This is a genomic window from Streptomyces sp. NPDC020875 (genome assembly GCF_040641415.1).
Lineage (GTDB): Bacteria > Actinomycetota > Actinomycetes > Streptomycetales > Streptomycetaceae > Streptomyces.
This window is the reverse complement of sequence record NZ_JBFADP010000050.1, coordinates 30,884-46,837: the sequence shown is the minus strand read 5'-3', so window position 1 is coordinate 46,837 and position 15,954 is coordinate 30,884. Positions and strand designations below refer to the sequence as shown.

General features: G+C 71.6%; 17 protein-coding genes. 14 read left to right on the top strand and 3 right to left on the bottom strand.

Features of this window, described 5'->3' with window-relative positions; translation table 11 throughout:
• The first annotated feature begins 35 nt into the window (after positions 1–35).
• The 6 genes from AB0G74_RS26015 to AB0G74_RS25990 all read left to right on the top strand — a co-directional run bounded on the left by AB0G74_RS26015 (position 36) and on the right by AB0G74_RS25990 (position 4,888).
• On the top strand, positions 36–815 hold the full coding sequence (locus AB0G74_RS26015; RefSeq protein ID WP_361150623.1) for an exodeoxyribonuclease III: 780 nt from the start codon (positions 36–38) through the stop codon (positions 813–815).
• A gap of 140 nt (positions 816–955) precedes the next feature.
• Positions 956–1,390, top strand: a complete 435-nt coding sequence (locus tag AB0G74_RS26010; RefSeq protein WP_361150621.1) for a DUF6278 family protein — start codon at positions 956–958, stop codon at positions 1,388–1,390.
• A 205-nt stretch (positions 1,391–1,595) separates the two neighbouring features.
• Positions 1,596–2,342, top strand: coding sequence for an amino acid ABC transporter ATP-binding protein (locus tag AB0G74_RS26005; RefSeq protein ID WP_358827744.1), 747 nt, complete (start codon positions 1,596–1,598; stop codon positions 2,340–2,342).
• 14 nt (positions 2,343–2,356) lie between these two features.
• On the top strand, positions 2,357–3,346 hold the full coding sequence (locus tag AB0G74_RS26000; protein ID WP_361150619.1) for a glutamate ABC transporter substrate-binding protein: 990 nt from the start codon (positions 2,357–2,359) through the stop codon (positions 3,344–3,346).
• A gap of 13 nt (positions 3,347–3,359) precedes the next feature.
• The gene (locus tag AB0G74_RS25995) at positions 3,360–4,004 is read left to right on the top strand and encodes an amino acid ABC transporter permease (protein ID WP_361150616.1); all 645 of its coding nucleotides are present in this window, start codon (positions 3,360–3,362) and stop codon (positions 4,002–4,004) included.
• Positions 4,001–4,888, top strand: coding sequence for an amino acid ABC transporter permease (locus AB0G74_RS25990; RefSeq protein ID WP_361150614.1), 888 nt, complete (start codon positions 4,001–4,003; stop codon positions 4,886–4,888). Before AB0G74_RS25995 ends, AB0G74_RS25990 begins: the two co-directional genes overlap by 4 nt.
• Before the next feature lie 225 nt (positions 4,889–5,113).
• Here the strand turns inward: AB0G74_RS25990 and AB0G74_RS25985 are convergent, their stop codons facing one another.
• Positions 5,114–5,857: a hypothetical protein gene (locus tag AB0G74_RS25985; protein WP_361150612.1), complete on the bottom strand. Its 744-nt coding sequence runs from the start codon at positions 5,855–5,857 to the stop codon at positions 5,114–5,116.
• Positions 5,858–5,992: 135 nt separating this feature from the next.
• On the opposite strand from AB0G74_RS25985, the gene ggt reads away from it, so the two are divergent.
• Both ggt and AB0G74_RS25975 read left to right on the top strand, forming a co-directional pair.
• Positions 5,993–7,825, top strand: coding sequence for a gamma-glutamyltransferase (gene ggt, locus AB0G74_RS25980; RefSeq protein WP_361150609.1), 1,833 nt, complete (start codon positions 5,993–5,995; stop codon positions 7,823–7,825).
• A gap of 279 nt (positions 7,826–8,104) precedes the next feature.
• Positions 8,105–8,923: a glycoside hydrolase family 75 protein gene (locus AB0G74_RS25975; protein WP_361150606.1), complete on the top strand. Its 819-nt coding sequence runs from the start codon at positions 8,105–8,107 to the stop codon at positions 8,921–8,923.
• A gap of 436 nt (positions 8,924–9,359) precedes the next feature.
• Here AB0G74_RS25975 and map read toward each other — a convergent pair whose 3' ends face one another.
• A complete protein-coding gene (gene map / locus AB0G74_RS25970; RefSeq protein ID WP_361150604.1) occupies positions 9,360–10,127 on the bottom strand; it encodes a type I methionyl aminopeptidase in 768 nt (255 codons plus the stop codon).
• A 50-nt stretch (positions 10,128–10,177) separates the two neighbouring features.
• Between map and AB0G74_RS25965 the strand changes: the two genes are divergently transcribed.
• Positions 10,178–10,432: a helix-turn-helix transcriptional regulator gene (locus AB0G74_RS25965; RefSeq protein WP_361150601.1), complete on the top strand. Its 255-nt coding sequence runs from the start codon at positions 10,178–10,180 to the stop codon at positions 10,430–10,432.
• Between the two features lie 36 nt (positions 10,433–10,468).
• On the opposite strand, the gene AB0G74_RS25960 is transcribed toward AB0G74_RS25965, so the two are convergent.
• Entirely contained in the window at positions 10,469–11,137 is a 669-nt protein-coding gene (locus tag AB0G74_RS25960; RefSeq protein WP_361150599.1) for an NAD(P)H-binding protein, read from the bottom strand.
• A 103-nt stretch (positions 11,138–11,240) separates the two neighbouring features.
• Between AB0G74_RS25960 and AB0G74_RS25955 the strand changes: the two genes are divergently transcribed.
• The 5 genes from AB0G74_RS25955 to hydA all read left to right on the top strand — a co-directional run bounded on the left by AB0G74_RS25955 (position 11,241) and on the right by hydA (position 15,945).
• Positions 11,241–11,675 carry a helix-turn-helix domain-containing protein gene (locus tag AB0G74_RS25955; protein ID WP_361150597.1) on the top strand — a complete coding sequence of 145 codons (435 nt, stop codon included), beginning with the start codon at positions 11,241–11,243 and terminating at the stop codon, positions 11,673–11,675.
• A 10-nt stretch (positions 11,676–11,685) separates the two neighbouring features.
• Positions 11,686–12,111 carry a PPOX class F420-dependent oxidoreductase gene (locus AB0G74_RS25950; RefSeq protein WP_361150594.1) on the top strand — a complete coding sequence of 142 codons (426 nt, stop codon included), beginning with the start codon at positions 11,686–11,688 and terminating at the stop codon, positions 12,109–12,111.
• A gap of 142 nt (positions 12,112–12,253) precedes the next feature.
• Complete coding sequence (locus tag AB0G74_RS25945) at positions 12,254–13,096, top strand: nitrilase-related carbon-nitrogen hydrolase (protein ID WP_361150591.1); 843 nt, start codon at positions 12,254–12,256, stop codon at positions 13,094–13,096.
• Between the two features lie 119 nt (positions 13,097–13,215).
• Positions 13,216–14,487 carry an aspartate aminotransferase family protein gene (locus AB0G74_RS25940; protein WP_361150660.1) on the top strand — a complete coding sequence of 424 codons (1,272 nt, stop codon included), beginning with the start codon at positions 13,216–13,218 and terminating at the stop codon, positions 14,485–14,487.
• Between the two features lie 54 nt (positions 14,488–14,541).
• Positions 14,542–15,945 (top strand): dihydropyrimidinase, encoded by a 1,404-nt coding sequence (hydA, locus tag AB0G74_RS25935; protein WP_361150588.1) that lies wholly within the window; start codon positions 14,542–14,544, stop codon positions 15,943–15,945.
• Positions 15,946–15,954 lie beyond the last annotated feature (9 nt).

The following is a 15,954-nucleotide window of genomic DNA, read 5'->3' as shown; positions in this document are numbered from 1 at the left end:
GGGCTCCGGCGGCGGGAGCGATTAGGGTGGCGGGTATGCGCATCGCGACCTGGAACGTCAACTCCGTCACCGCCCGGCTGCCCCGCCTCCTCGCCTGGCTGGAAGCCACCGGCACGGATGTGCTCTGCGTCCAGGAGACCAAGTGCACCGCCGAGCAGTTCCCCGCCGCCGAGCTGCGCGAACTGGGGTACGAGTCCGCGGTGCACGCCGACGGCCGGTGGAACGGTGTCGCGCTGATCTCCCGGGTCGGCCTGGACCAGGTGGTCCTGGGGCTGCCGGACGGACCGGAGTACGACGGCGCCGCCGAGCCCCGCGCGGTCTCCGCGACCTGCGGCCCGGTCCGGCTCTGGTCGGTTTACGTACCGAACGGGCGCGAGGTCGACCATCCCCACTACGCGTACAAGCTGCGCTGGCTCGACGCGCTGCGGACCGCCGTCGCCGATGACGCGGCCGGGAGCCTGCCCTTCGCGGTGCTCGGCGACTACAACATCGCGCCCGCCGACGACGACGTATGGGACCTGTCCGCCTTCGAGGGCGCCACCCATGTCACCGAGCCGGAGCGGGCGGCCCTGGCCGGGCTGCGGCAGACCGGGCTGACCGATGTGGTGCCCCGGCCGCTGAAGTACGACCACCCGTACACCTACTGGGACTACCGTCAGCTCGCCTTCCCGAAGAACCGCGGCATGCGGATCGACCTGGTCTACGGCAACGCGCCGTTCGCCGCCGCGGTGAAGGACGCCTATGTGGACCGTGAGGAGCGCAAGGGCAAGGGCGCGTCGGACCACGCCCCCGTCGTGGTGGACCTCGACGTCTGAGTCCGCCCGGAAGGACCGGGGGGAACAGATGAGCGGTCGCACCTTCTTCCGGGGGGTGCGCCGATCTCCCGGTGATATCGCGGGGATCTTCGGCGCGCGGCGGCTGTCCCCGGCTCGGGGAAGGTGCCAGTCTCGGTGGTATGAACATCCCTTTCCTGGACAGCTGGCTCAAGCGGCAGGGTTCCGGTTCCCGGGGCGGCCTCGACGACCCCGTGCGCGCGTCGGCGATGGCCGAGTTGTTCGCGGAGTGCGAGCTGCTGCGGGTGCGGATCGGGCGGATGGGTCTCGAACTGGACGACACCCCGGCCTCCTTGGCCGCCCTGGACCAGTTGCCGCCGCGCTGGCGGGACGATCCGGATGAACTGCCGTGGATCGGCAACGACGCGGGGCTGTATCTGGGTACGGTGATCGTACGGACGGTCCCGGGCGCGGAGTGGCACGTCTGGCCCGCCGGGCAGCCGGTGGTGCGGCTGGCGTCCGGCCGGGAGATCGGGGTCGTGGAGGCGGGGCTCGACTGGGCGGTGCACGGGGCGCCCGAGCTGTCCCGGGTCTATGCCGAGGCCGCCGAGGCGTGATACCGCCCGCCCCCGGTGTTCCGGCCGCGGTGGAGCGCCCGTACGGCCGCCCGGGACGACTGCGCCGCCCCGGCTCGTACATGAGCTGATATATAGCCAATAAATACGGCTTATGCCCTTTTTATGCGTGTCGCGCGCGAAGTCCCTTTCCGGGGTGGATAGTTTGCGCAGACCTCGACACAGCAACCAGTGGGTAGGGCAGCGTATGGCCGTCGTCGATCCTTTGATCGAGCTGCGGGACGTCAATAAGTACTACGGGCAGTTGCACGTCCTGCGGGACATCAACCTCTCCGTCGGCCGCGGGGAGGTGGTGGTGGTCATCGGCCCGTCCGGCTCGGGCAAATCCACCCTGTGCCGGACGGTGAACCGGCTGGAGACCATCGAGTCCGGAACGATCACCATCGACGGTGAGCCGCTCCCCGAGGAGGGCAAGGGGCTCGCCCGGCTCCGTTCCGATGTCGGCATGGTGTTCCAGTCGTTCAACCTCTTCGCCCACAAGACGGTCCTGGAGAACATCTCCCTCGCCCCCCTCAAGGTCCGCGGGCGGCGCAAGGAGGAGGCCGAGCGGCGCTCCCGGGAACTCCTCGACCGGGTCGGACTCGCCTCCCAGGCGGACAAGTACCCGGCGCAGCTCTCCGGCGGCCAGCAGCAGCGGGTGGCGATCGCCCGGGCGCTGGCGATGGAGCCCAAGGTGATGCTCTTCGACGAGCCGACCTCGGCCCTCGACCCCGAGATGATCAACGAGGTGCTGGAGGTCATGCAGCAGCTCGCCCGGGACGGCATGACCATGGTTGTGGTCACCCACGAGATGGGCTTCGCCCGCTCCGCCGCCAACCGGGTCGTCTTCATGGCCGACGGCAGGATCGTCGAGGACCGGGCCCCCGAGGACTTCTTCACCCATCCGGAGAGCGACCGGGCGAAGGACTTCCTCTCCAAGATCCTCAAGCACTGACCGGGGGACCGTCGATGCCGCGCACCCGGAAGATTCCCACCGCCCACCGCCCGCCCCGCCCGGCCACCGGGTCCCGCCCCCGGCGGGACCGGCGGCGGACGACCCGCGCCCTGACGGCGCTCCTGCTCGCCCTGACCGCCGTCGCCGCCACCGCCTGCGGCAAGGAGGGCAGCCCGCCCGTCAAGGGCCCGCAGACCGACCGACTCCCCGTCTACCGGGTCAACACCGGATTCCAGCTCCCCGAATCCCCGACCTGGCGGCGGGCGAAGAGCCGCGGCCATCTCACCGTCGGCGCCAAGGAGGACCAGCCCTATCTCGGTGAGAAGGACCCGGCGACCGGCCGCTACTCCGGCTTCGACATCGAGATCGCCAGAATGGTCGCCGCCTATCTCGGCTTCGACCCGGCGGGCATCCACTTCCGCACCATCGCGTCCGCCAACCGCGAGACGGCCCTCCAGAACGGCCAGATCGACTACTACGTCGGCACCTACACCATCAACGACAAGCGCAAGAAGCTCGTCGGCTTCGCCGGTCCCTACTACCTGGCGGGCCAGTCCCTGCTGGTGCGAACCGACGAGAACGACATCCACGGCCCCCAGGACCTGGCCGGGAAACGGGTCTGCTCCGCCACCGGCTCCACCCCGTACCAGCGGATCAAGGCGGACTATCCCAAGGCGACCCTGGTCGGCTACGACACCTACTCGGTCTGTGTGGACAATCTGCTCACCTATCAGGTCGACGCCGTCACCACCGACGACGCCATCCTGATCGGCTATGCCGCCAAGGTGCCCGACGAACTGAAGATCGTCGGCAAGCCCTTCTCCGAGGAGCCGTACGGCATCGGCGTACCCCGGAACGACAACGCGCTCCGGTTCGCCATCGACGACGCCCTCGAAGCCGGTGAGAAGAGCGGCGAGTGGAAGCAGGCGTACGACGCCACCCTCGGCCTCTCCGGGGTCCCGGCGCCCACGCCGCCCCCGATCGACCGCTATCCGGCGAGCTGAGGAGGCCCGGCGCATGGACGTACTGACCGACAACATCGACCTCTACTGGCAGGGCTTCCTCGGCACCGTCGAGCTGACCTTCTACTCCTCGGTACTCGCCCTCGTCCTCGGTTTTCTGATCGCCGCGTTCCGGGTCTCCCCGGTCGGCTCGCTGCGGGCCTTCGGCACGGTCTGGGTGACCGTACTCCGCAACACCCCGCTCACCCTGCTCTTCTTCGCCGTCGTCCTCGGACTGCCCCGGTTCGGCATCGTGCTGCCGTTCCAGCTCTTCGCGATCCTCGCCCTCGGCTGCTACACCTCGGCCTTCATCTGCGAGGCCCTGCGCGCCGGGATCAACACCGTCCCCAAGGGACAGGGCGAGGCCGCCCGCAGCCTCGGCATGTCCTTCGGCCAGACCCTGCACACCGTGGTACTGCCCCAGGCGTTCCGCTCCGTCATCCCGCCCATCGGCTCCACCCTGATCGCCCTGGCCAAGAACTCCGCGATCGCGGGCGCCTTCAGCGTCACCGAACTCCTCGGCACCTACAAGACGCTGAGCGAACTGGGCTACAACATCATCTGGACCTTTGTCTGGATCGCCGTCGGATATCTGATCATCACCCTGTCCATCAGTGCGCTCTTCAACGTGCTGGAGAAGCGTTACGGAGTCGCCAGATGACCGATTCCACCGCCCTCTACGACATTCCGGGGCCCCGTACCCGCAAACGGCACCGGCTCTACGGAATCGGCGCCACCCTCGCCATCGCCGCACTCGCCGGCTGGATCGTCTATCTGCTCTTCGACACCGGGCAGTTCACCGCCGAGAAGTGGACCCCGTTCGAGTACAAGGGCATCCAGGAACTCCTGCTCCAGGGGCTCGGCAACACCCTCAAGGCATTCGCCTACGCGGCCGTGCTCTCCCTCGTCCTCGGCGGCGTCCTCGCCACCGGACGGCTCTCCGAACACCGCGCGGTGCGCTGGATCGCCACCCTCCTGGTGGAGTTCTTCCGCGCGATGCCCGTACTGGTGATGATCTTCTTCATCTTCGTGGCGCTGAAGGTCCAGCCGCTGCCCGCCCTGGTCGCCGGACTGACCCTCTACAACGGCTCGGTGCTCGCCGAGGTCTTCCGGACCGGCGTCAACGCCGTCGACCGCGGCCAGCGCGAGGCCGCGTACGCCCTCGGGATGCGCAAGACCCAGGTGATGACCCATGTCCTGGTGCCCCAGGCGGTCCGGGCGATGCTGCCCGCGATCATCAGCCAGCTCGTGGTCGCCCTCAAGGACACCTCACTCGGCTATCTCATCACCTACGAGGAGTTCCTCCACGCGGGCAAGCTGATCGCCTCCAACCTCGACTACGACCTGCCGTTCATCCCGGTCGTGATGGTGATCGCACCGATCTACATCGGGCTCTGCATGCTGCTCTCCTGGTTCGCCAACTGGGTGGCCCGGCGGCAGCGCCGCAATCCGAAGACCGAGGGCGTGGACATCGCCCCGGCCGAACCGGGGAGTCTGCTGACCACGGGCCCCCAGGGCCCGCCACCCCCGCCCGACCGGGCGTAGGTCCGAGGCGGCGGCTCATGGAGCACCGAAACCCGGCCCCGGTAGGGCCCCGGCGGCAGCCGGTGATCACTTCTCGCCCGTCGGACCCGGCACGGACCCCGTGCCGACCGGCCTCGGGGGCGGGGAGAAGGTCAGCTGCGGCCGGGGCGGGGCGGGCGGGGCCCGTGCCCGGTGAGCCGCCGCCCGGGCCGCGGCCGGTCGTACCGGAACCGGTCGTACCGGGTGTCACACCGGTCCGGCCGCGTCCGCCTCCACCGCCGGGCGCGGCGTCCGCGCCGATTCGGTGACATCGGCCACCAGCTCGACCACATCGGGGCCGTACGCCGCCGAGTCCACCACCTTCAGCAGCAGACAGAACGACCCCTTGCGGTGGGCTCCGGCCAGCTCCCGGTGATGCCGGGCCAGATAGCGGGCCGCCGCCTGGTTGGCGATCGCCAGCTGACCGCAGAGCAGAAAGACCGGCCGCCCCTCCTCACCCGGCGTCAGCCGGGCCAGCAGCACGTACTCGGAGACCCCGTACTCGGCCCGGTACACCTCCGTACCGATCCGGAACGCGCCCCGGTCCGGGCCCGGTTCCGCCGACATGTCCATCGCGACCCCGGGCAGCAGACTCCGCAGATGGGCCGCCATCCGCTGGTTCGACGTCGGCCCGCCGACACAGAACTCCGCCTGCTCGCCCACCCCTTCCCTGGCCTCGTCGTGCCAGACCACCCGGGCCCGCGCCCCGCAGTCCTTGATCAGCGCCGCCAGCTCCAGCAGGGCGAACACGTCCCGCCGCTTCACCGAACCGTCCCGCCCGGCCTCCCGGTTGACGACCAGCAGCGCGTCCGAGTTCGCCGGAAGCCCGAAGAAGTCCTGGGTACGGCGGAGCGACCGGCGCCAGCGGTAGGTGCGGGCCACCCAGCCGACCAGGGCGCTGATCCCCGCGGCGACCAGCCCGAGGACGATATTGCGTATGTCGTCGTTCATGTCGGCGCATGCTACTTCCGTCCGGGCCCGCCCGGGATCCGCGCGGACCGCCCGCCGCCGCGCGGTGCGCTCCTGACGGGGGTGGTACGGGGCCGCTAGGTTGTCCGCACTGGCGTCGACTGGAGGTTCGTTCGGATGCGTCGTACCACCACCCGGAACATCGCGCTGCTGGCCGCGGCGGCGGCCGTCGTCACGATCGGCGCCGCCGCGCCGCCCGCCGATCCGCCCGTACGACACCCCGGTTCACCCGGCGGACCGCCGGTGAAGACCCCGGTCGCCACCGGATACGGCGGAGCCGTCGCCAGTGTCGACGCGGACGCCTCCGCCGCCGGGATCGAGATCCTGCGGCGCGGCGGAAACGCGGTGGACGCGGCCGTCGCCACCGCCGCCGCCCTCGGCGTCACGGAACCGTACTCGGCGGGCATCGGCGGAGGCGGCTACCTCGTCTACTACGACGCCCGGACCCGGACCGTGCACACCGTCGACGGCCGGGAGACCGCGCCCCGCTCCGCCGACGCCTCCCTCTTCCTGGAGAACGGCCGCCCCATCCCCTTCGACCAGGGCCAGACCAGCGGACTGGGCGTCGGCACCCCCGGCACCCCCGCCACCTGGGAGACGGCCCTGCGCGCCTGGGGCAGCCGGCCACTGGCCCGGCTGCTGAAGCCCGCCGAGAAGCTGGCGCGGGACGGCTTCACCGTCGACGCCACCTTCCGCGCCCAGACCGAGGCCAACCAGGCGCGGTTCGCCGACTTCCCGGCCACCGCCGAACTCTTCCTGCCCGGCGGGCAGCTGCCCGTCGTCGGCACCACCTTCAAGAACCCCGACCTGGCCCGGACCTACCGCGAACTCGCCGACGACGGCGTCGGGGCGCTCTACCGGGGCGATATCGCCGAGGACATCGTCGCCACCGTCCGCAAGCCGCCGGTGGCGCCCGGCGCCACCCGGATCGTCCGCCCCGGTGATCTGACCCCGCGCGATCTGCGGTCGTACAAAACGATCCGGCGCGCCCCCACCAAGAGCGAGTACCGGGGTCTCGGCGTCTACGGCATGGCACCCTCCTCCTCCGGCGGCACCAGCGTCGGCCAGGCGCTCAACATGCTGGAACGCACCGACCTGGGGCGGGTGTCACCGGCCGGGTATCTGCACCGGTTCGTCGAGGCCAGCCGGATCGCCTTCGCGGACCGGGGCCGCTGGGTCGGCGACCCGGCGTTCGAGGACGTTCCCGTCAAGGGCCTGCTGTCGCAGCGGTTCGCCGACAGCCGGTCATGCCTGATCAAGGACGACGCGGTCCTCACCAGCCCGTTGGCGCCCGGCGACCCCCGTAACCCGGTTCCCTGCGGCACGACCGGGACGGCGGCGCCGACGGTGCGCGACGTCGAGAGCACCACCCATCTGACCACCGCCGACCGGTGGGGCAACGTCGTCGCGTACACCCTCACCATCGAATCCACCGGCGGCAGCGGGATCACCGTCCCGGGGCGCGGGTTCCTGCTCAACAACGAACTGACGGACTTCAGCTTCGCCCCGGCGAACCCGGCCGTCCACGACCCGAATCTGCCCGGCCCCGCGAAGCGGCCCCGCTCCTCCATGTCCCCGACGATCGTCCTCGACGACGACCGGCGGCCGGTGCTGGCCCTCGGCTCCCCGGGCGGCGCGACCATCATCACCACCGTCCTCCAGACCCTGACGGGCCGACTGGACCGGGGTCTGCCGCTGGTGGAGGCGATCGCCGCGCCGCGCGCCAGCCAGCGGAACCAGACCACGACCGAACTGGAACCCGGACTCTGGAACAGCCCGCTCCGGGCCGAACTGGAGCGGATCGGGCACGGATTCCGGCTCAACCCCGAGATCGGCGCCGCGACCGGTATCGAACGCCTCCCGGACGGCCGCTGGCTGGCGGCGGCGGAGAAGACCCGGCGCGGGGGCGGTTCGGCGATGGTGGTCCACCCGAGCGACGGCAGGCCGTAACGAGGGCCGTTCGGGGCGCTGGTCGCGCTGGGCGCGCCGCTCGGGGTGGCCGTGGTGACTGTGACGGTCTTACGGTCCGCGATCCGGACCCCGTCCCGAACGGGCGTACTCCATCCGGTTCCAGGTCACGGCGGCCCGCCCCGGGCAACCTCCGTCCGCCCCGGCCCACTTGGCCGGGGCGGCGGCACAACCCGGCGCGGAGCGGGGGGATCGGTCGCGACCGGGAGCGGGTAAGGACGCTTTTCCGCGCGGAAACCGCACAGAAAGGCGACCATTCCCATGCATGTTCGCACCTTCGCCGCCCTCGCCACCGCCTCCGGGGCGGCCGTCCTGGCGGCTGCAGCGGCCCCCGCCGCGCCCGCGGCGGCGAGTTACGCGACCCCGCCGTCCGCGGGGTCCCGGTCCGCGGCGGCGGACGACGGCGGGGTGGTGGCGATGGGCGCGACGGGAGCGGGCGCGGTTCCTGTCGTGGCCGCGGGGGCAACGAAGACGGTCGAGGCCGTGGAGTCCGCGCGAGCCGTGGGAGCGGACGAACTGCGCGCCCGGACGGCGGGCTGCGACCGGGTGTCCAAGGGGAGTTACGCCAAGGACGCCGGTGCCGAGGCGACCGTACCGGTCTGCGGGGCGAAGGGCGCGGTGTACTGGAAGGCCGATCTGGACGTCGCCTGCGACGGACTTGAGGGCGCGATCTGCAACCGCGAGAACGACCCCTGGTATCTGCCCGATACCGCCGTCCGCCAGTCCGACGGGCGCCCGCTGGACGCGGAGACCCTGCCGTATGTGGTGGTACCCACGCCGGGACCGATCTGGAAGTACTACGAATCGGGGATCCGGGGCGGGGGAATCGTCGCCGTCGTCCACGGCGACCGGGTCGGATACGGGGTGGTCGGCGACACCGGCCCCGCGAAGATCATCGGGGAGGCGTCGTACGCGATGGCCCGGGCGCTGGGGATCGACGCGGATCCGGTCGACGGGGGAGTGCCGTCGGGCGTGACGTACATCCTCTTCACCGGCTCCGAGGCGGACCCGGTGGAGAGCCGTACGTCCGCGACGACCCGGGGCGAGGCGCTCGCCCGCGCGTTCCTCACGCCGAATTGACCCCCCGCCCCGAAGCGCGTCGCCCCTCCAGGGGTGCGCCCCGCAACCCGGGTCCGCCCGGCGGCCTGATGTTGTCGGCGGTCTGCGACCCGTCTGTGGCTTGTCTCGCAGTTCCCCGAGCCCCTGGGTTGCCCTCCTCGTCGCCCTTGCAGGAAGGCGGGCCCCTTTTGCCCAGGGGCGGGGCCGGGGAGAGGCTTTTAGGGGCGCGGGGAACTGCGCGAACAGCCACGACGGTGGTGTGGACCGCCGACAACATCAGGCCGCCGGGCGGGACCCGGGGTTGTGGGCCTCACCGGGAGGGCCAAGGCGCTGGGGGTCCCCCCATTGCCGAAGGCATAGGGGGCGGAACTGCGCGAGCAACTACGGCCGGTCCGCAGACCGCGAACGACAGCAGGTCGCCGGGCGCGGCCCGCGAAGGGTGGCGGGAGGCTTCCGGCTAGGGGAGCGTCAGGACGCGGGGGCCCGTGGGGGTGATCGCGACCGTGTGTTCCGAGTGCGTCGCGCGGCTCGTGTCGAGTGTGCGGATCGTCCAGCCGTCGCGCGCCGTGTAGGTGTCGTCCGCGCCGGAGGCGATCAGCATGGGCTCGATCGCGATCACCATTCCCGCCCGTAGCCGCATTCCGCGCCCCGCGCGTCCCTCGTTGGGCACGTCCGGGCCCTCGTGCATGGAGCGGCCCACGCCGTGGCCGCCGTAGCCGTCGGGGATGCCGTAGCCCGCGTCCCGGCAGACCCGGCCCACCGCGTGGGCGATATCGCCGATCCGGTTGCCGGGGACGGCGGCCGCGATGCCCGCCGCCAGGGCTTTCTCGCCCGTGGCGATCAGTCGGGTGTCCTCGGGCCTGGCCCGTCCCACGGTGAAGCTGACGGCCGCGTCGCCGACCCAGCCGTCGAGGATCGCGCCGCAGTCGAGGCTGACGAGGTCGCCGTCGCGCAGCCGGTAGTCGTCCGGTATGCCGTGGACCACGGCGTCGTTGACGGAGACGCACAGCACCGCGGGGAAGGGGACGGGCGCCCAGGCGGGCCGGTAGCCGAGGAACGGGGAGCCCGCGCCCGCCTCGTCGAGGACGGTCCTGGCGACCCGGTCCAGCTCCCGTAGTCCGACGCCGACCGCCGCCGCCGCGCGGGCCGCGGCCAGGGCTCGTCCCACGACGCGGCCCGCGGCCCGCATCGCCTCGATGGACTCTTCCGTCTTGATCTCAACCATGCCAATTACTATACCGGTATTTTTGTTGGTCGCGGTATTAGAATGACGGCATGGTCCGTACCCCCCTGACTCCAGAAGAGCGTGAACGCGGCGAGCGGCTCGGCCGGCTCCTCCGCGAGGCGCGTGGTTCCCGCAGCATGGCCGACGTGGCCGCCGAGGCCGGGATCTCCGCCGAGACACTGCGCAAGATCGAGACCGGCCGGGCGCCCACCCCCGCCTTCTTCACGGTCGCCGCGCTCGCCGCCGCCCTGCGGCTGTCGACCGACGACCTGGCCGGCGCCTGTGTCCTGACCCCGACGACGTAGCCGACCTGCGGGACGGTCCCGGAACCGCCCCGACGCCTATCCGGCTGCCACCGCGAGCTGGATCCGGCGGTGCCGGGGCGCGTCGACCGCCTCGTCGACCAGCGCCCGGGCGAGATCGTCGTGGCAGATCCGGCCGCCGGGGATCACCGTCCCCTCGGCGGTGCGGTAACGGCCGGTGCGCGGATGGCCCGACGACAGGTCCGGCGGGCAGACCATCAGCCAGTCCAGGCTGCCCGCTGCCGCGCGCAGCAGTTCCCACTCCGCCGCGTGCCCCCGGGAGAAGACCCGGGCGGGTTCCGGGAAGCCGGCGTCGTCCATCAGCCGCACCCCGGGCGCGGTCTCCAGGGTGGAGGTCACGCCGAGTGTCACGAACCGGCCGACGCCCGCTGCCGTCAACCCCGCCACCAGCGCCTTCGCCGCTGCCACGAAGAACTCCTCGGACGGTACGCCGAGCCGGAACGTCGTATTGATCGCGACCCGGTGGCCCGTCGCGGTCGCGGTGACCGAGGCATGGTCGGTGACGTCTCCCCGGACCACCGTCACCGCGTCCGAGCCGAGCCCGAAGGCCCGGTCCGGGTCCCGTACCACCGCCGTCACCCGGTGGCCCCGGGTCACCGCCTCGGTGACGACCGCGCGCCCCACCCGGCCCGCGGCCCCGTAGACGACGAGGTCCGCTGTCTTCTTCTTGTGCGTCGATTCGCTCATGGGCCGGACGCTAGGACGGCACCCGCCGGTTACCGCAACGGTACCGGCCCCCGCCGGGGGCGCTTTCCGGCCACCGCCCGGTCGGGCCGGTGACAATGGGGCCATGGACACGAAGGAGACGAGGGACGCGACGGGCACCCCCGAGGGGGAGACCGTACGGCCGCCGCTGCCGCGCGAACTGTTCGCCGACGGCTGCTCCGAGCCCGAGCGGCGGCCCCTGCGCTTCGGCGACAAGTGGTCGGCGATGGTCCTGCGCTGCCTCCAGGACGGCCCGCGGCGCTTCACCGAACTGCGCCGCCCGCTGTACCGGGTGACGCCCAAGGTCCTCACCGAGACCCTGCGCGCGATGGAGCGCGACGGCATCGTCAGCCGTACCGCCTACGACGAGAATCCGCCGCGCGTCGAGTACGCCCTCACACCGCTGGGCCGGTCCCTGGTCGGACCGCTCGACGCCGCCTGCGCCTGGACGCGCGAACACGGCACGGATCTGCGCCGGGCCCGGGACGCGTACGACCGGGCCCGTGAGGGCGGCGCGTAGGCTCGGCGGTGTGACCGCAGCCGATGACATCGCCGCCGCCCGCTACATCAGCCTCACCACCTTCCGCCGGGACGGCACCGGGGTGGCCACCCCGGTCTGGTTCGCCGAGGACGGCGGCAGGCTCTACGTCTGGACCAACAAGGAATCCTGGAAGGTCAAGCGGCTCGGCCGCGACCCCCGGGTCACCGTCACCGTCTGCGACGTCCGGGGGCGGATCGCCGACGGCGCGGCCCGGTCCGGCGGTACCGGCGAACTCCTCGACGCCGAGGGTACGAAGCGCGCCCGCGACCTCGTCGCCCGCAAGTACGGCTGGCAGTTCCGGCTCGTGGACTGGCCCGCCCGGCTGGCGCGGCGCGGCGCCAGGCCCCACCAGGGCATCGCCGTCACCCTCGGGGAAACCCCCGGCGACGGAGCGGACACCCCGCCGTCCGGGTGAAACATGATCGACTCAGCGGGTCGGCGGCAATGGTCTTGCCCCGCTGTGTGACGGGGCTTACGTTCTCCATCTACGTTCCGCGTCTACGTGCGTAGAGGCGATGCGCCGATGCCGGGTGCCCGCCCGGCCGAAGGAGCAGCCCATGGCCACAGTCGTACGCGCCGCACTCGTCCAGGCCACCTGGACCGGCGACACCGAGTCGATGATCGCCAAACACGAGGCGTACGCCCGTACCGCCGCCGAGCGGGGCGCCCGGGTGATCGGGTTCCAGGAAGTCTTCAACGCTCCCTACTTCTGCCAGGTGCAGGAGCCGGAGCACTACCGCTGGGCGGAGCCGGTGCCCGACGGGCCGACCGTACGGCGGATGCGGGAGCTGGCCCGGGAGACCGGCATGGTGATCGTGGCCCCGGTCTTCGAGATCGAGGGCCCCGGCCTCTACTACAACACCGCCGCCGTGATCGACGCCGACGGCAGCTATCTCGGCAAGTACCGCAAGCATCACATTCCGCAGGTCGAGGGGTTCTGGGAGAAGTACTACTTCCGCCCGGGGAACGCGGGATGGCCGGTCTTCGAGACCGCCGCGGGCCGGATCGGGGTCTATATCTGCTACGACCGCCACTTCCCCGAGGGATGGCGGCAGCTCGGTCTCGCCGGGGCCCAGTTGGTCTACAACCCGTCCGCCACCTCGCGCGGTCTCTCCGGCTATCTCTGGCGGCTGGAGCAGCCCGCGGCGGCCGTCGCCAACGAGTACTTCGTCGCCGCCATCAACCGGGTCGGCCGGGAGGAGTACGGCGACAACGACTTCTACGGCACCAGCTACTTCGTGGACCCCCGGGGGCAGTTCGTCGGTGACGTCGCCGACGACACGGCGGAGGAGCTGGTCGTCCGGGACCTCGACTTCGGTCTGATCGACGAGGTGCGGCAGCAGTGGGCCTTCTACCGCGACCGGCGCCCCGACGCCTATGAAGGGCTGGTACGGCCGTGAACCGCGCCCAGGGCCGGGCCGCCGGTCCCACGCGCCCGGGTACCGGTGCCGCGCCCCCGGCCGCCGGGAGGGCCGGTGCCGGGGGTGCGGCCGCGCCGGGACGGCCCGCCGCGAATCCGCTGTACGACCGTCACCGCGCCGTACTGCCCCGCTGGCTGGCCCTCTACTACGACGAGCCGATCGAACTGAGCCACGGCGAGGGCCGGTACGTCTGGGACACCGAAGGCAACCGGTATCTGGACTTCTTCGGCGGCATCCTCACCACCATGACCGCCCACGCCCTGCCCGAGGTCACCCGGGCGATCGGCGAACAGGCGGGCCGGATCGTGCACTCCTCGACGCTCTATCTCAACCGGCCCATGATCGAGCTGGCCGAGCGGATCGCCGCCCTCTCCGGCATTCCCGACGCCCGGGTCTTCTTCACCACCTCCGGTACCGAGGCCACCGACACGGCCCTGCTGCTGGCCACCGCCCACCGGGGGTCCCCGCAGATCCTCGCCATGCGCAACAGCTACCACGGCCGGTCTTTCTCCTCCGTCGGCATCACCGGTAACAGCGCCTGGTCACCGACCGGGCTCTCCCCGCTCCAGACCCTCTACGTCCACGGCGGCGTCCGCACCCGGGGCCCGTACGCCGATCTCACCGACGACCGCTTCATCGCGGCGTGCGTGGCCGATCTGGAGGATCTGATCGGCCAGGGCAGACCGCCCGCCGCCCTGATCGCCGAACCGATCCAGGGCGTCGGCGGCTTCACCTCGCCGCCCGACGGGCTGTACGCCGCGTTCCGCGAGGTCCTCGACCGGCACGGGGTGCTCTGGATCTCCGACGAGGTCCAGACCGGCTGGGGCCGGACCGGTGACCACTTCTGGGGCTGGCAGGCCCACGACCGCAACGGCCCGCCCGACCTGGTCACCTTCGCCAAGGGCATCGCCAACGGGATGTCCGTCGGCGGAGTCGTGGCCCGGGCCGGGATCATGGACTCGATCGACGCCAACTCCATCTCCACCTTCGGCGGCTCGCCCGTGACCATGGCCGCCGGTCTCGCCAACCTCTCCTATCTGCTGGAACACGACCTCCAGGGCAATGCCCGCCGGGTCGGCGGACTGCTGATCGAGCGGCTGCGCGGGATCACGGCGGGGCTGCCCGCGGTCCGGGAGGTACGCGGCCGCGGTCTGATGATCGGGATCGAGATCGTCCGGCCCGGTACCGGCATCGCCGACCCGGCCGCCACCGCCGCCGTACTGGAGGCCGCCAGGGCGGGCGGACTCCTCGTCGGCAAGGGCGGCGGCCACGACACCAGCGTGCTGCGGATCGCGCCGCCGCTGACGCTCACCGTCGCCGAGGCGGAAGAGGGCGCGGCCGTGCTCGAACAGGCCCTGCGCGAAGTCTGACGCCCCGTCCGCGCCCCGTCCGCACCCGTCACGTACCAGAGGAGCGCACCGGTCATGAGCAGCAACCGCACCCTGATCCGCGGCGGACTGGTGATCACCGCGGCCGAGGAGACCCATGCCGACGTCCTGATCGAGGACGGCCGGATCGCCGCACTCGCCGCCCACGGCTCCGCCGCCGCCGAGGCGTGGACCGCGGACCGGATCGTGGACGCCACCGGGAAGTACGTCGTCCCGGGCGGCGTCGACGCCCATACCCACATGGAGATGCCGTTCGGCGGCACCTTCGCCTGCGACACCTTCGAGACCGGGACCCGGGCCGCCGCCTGGGGCGGCACCACGACGATCGTCGACTTCGCCGTCCAGTCCGTCGGCCACTCCCTGCGGGCCGGACTCGACGCCTGGTACGCCAAGGCCGACGGCAACTGCGCCGTCGACTACGCCTTCCACATGATCCTCTCCGACGTCACCGAGCAGTCCCTCAAGGAGATGGACCGGCTGGTGGAGGAAGGCATCACCTCCTTCAAGCTCTTCATGGCCTATCCGGGCGTCTTCTACAGCGACGACGGCCGGATCCTGCGGGCCATGCAGCGGGCCGCCGGCAACGGCGGGCTGATCATGACGCACGCCGAGAACGGCATCGCCATCGACGTCCTGGTGGAGCAGGCGCTGGCGGCGGGCCGGACCGACCCCCGCTACCACGGTGAGGTCCGCCGAGCCCTGCTGGAGGCCGAGGCCACCCATCGGGCGATCCAGCTCGCCCGGGTCGCGGGCGCCCCGCTGTACGTCGTCCATGTCTCCGCCGAGGAGGCCGTGGCCGAGATCACCGCCGCCCGGGACAAGGATCTGCCGGTCTTCGGCGAGACCTGTCCGCAGTACCTGTTCCTGTCGACGGACAATCTGGCGGAGCCGGACTTCGAGGGCGCCAAATACGTCTGCAGTACGCCCCTGAGGCCGCGCGAGCACCAGGCGGCGCTCTGGCGGGGCCTGCGGACGAACGATCTCCAGGTGGTCTCCACCGATCACTGCCCGTTCTGCTTCACGGGCCAGAAGGAACTCGGCCGGGGCGACTTCTCGAAGATCCCGAACGGGCTGCCGGGGGTGGAGCACCGGATGGACCTGCTCCACCAGGCGGTCGTGGACGGGCACATCAGCCGCCGCCGCTGGATCGAGATCGCCTGCGCGACCCCGGCCCGGATGTTCGGTCTCTATCCCCAGAAGGGCACCATCGCGCCCGGTTCGGACGCCGATGTCGTCCTCTACGATCCGCACGCCGAGCAGGTCATCTCGGCCGCGACGCATCACATGAACGTGGACTACTCGGCGTACGAGGGCACACGGGTGACCGGGCGGGTGGAGACCGTGCTCTCGCGCGGCGAGATCGTCATCGACCAACGCCGGTACACCGGCCGGGCCGGTCACGGGGCGTTCGTCCCCCGCGCCACCTGTCAGTACCTGTAGGGCGTTTCG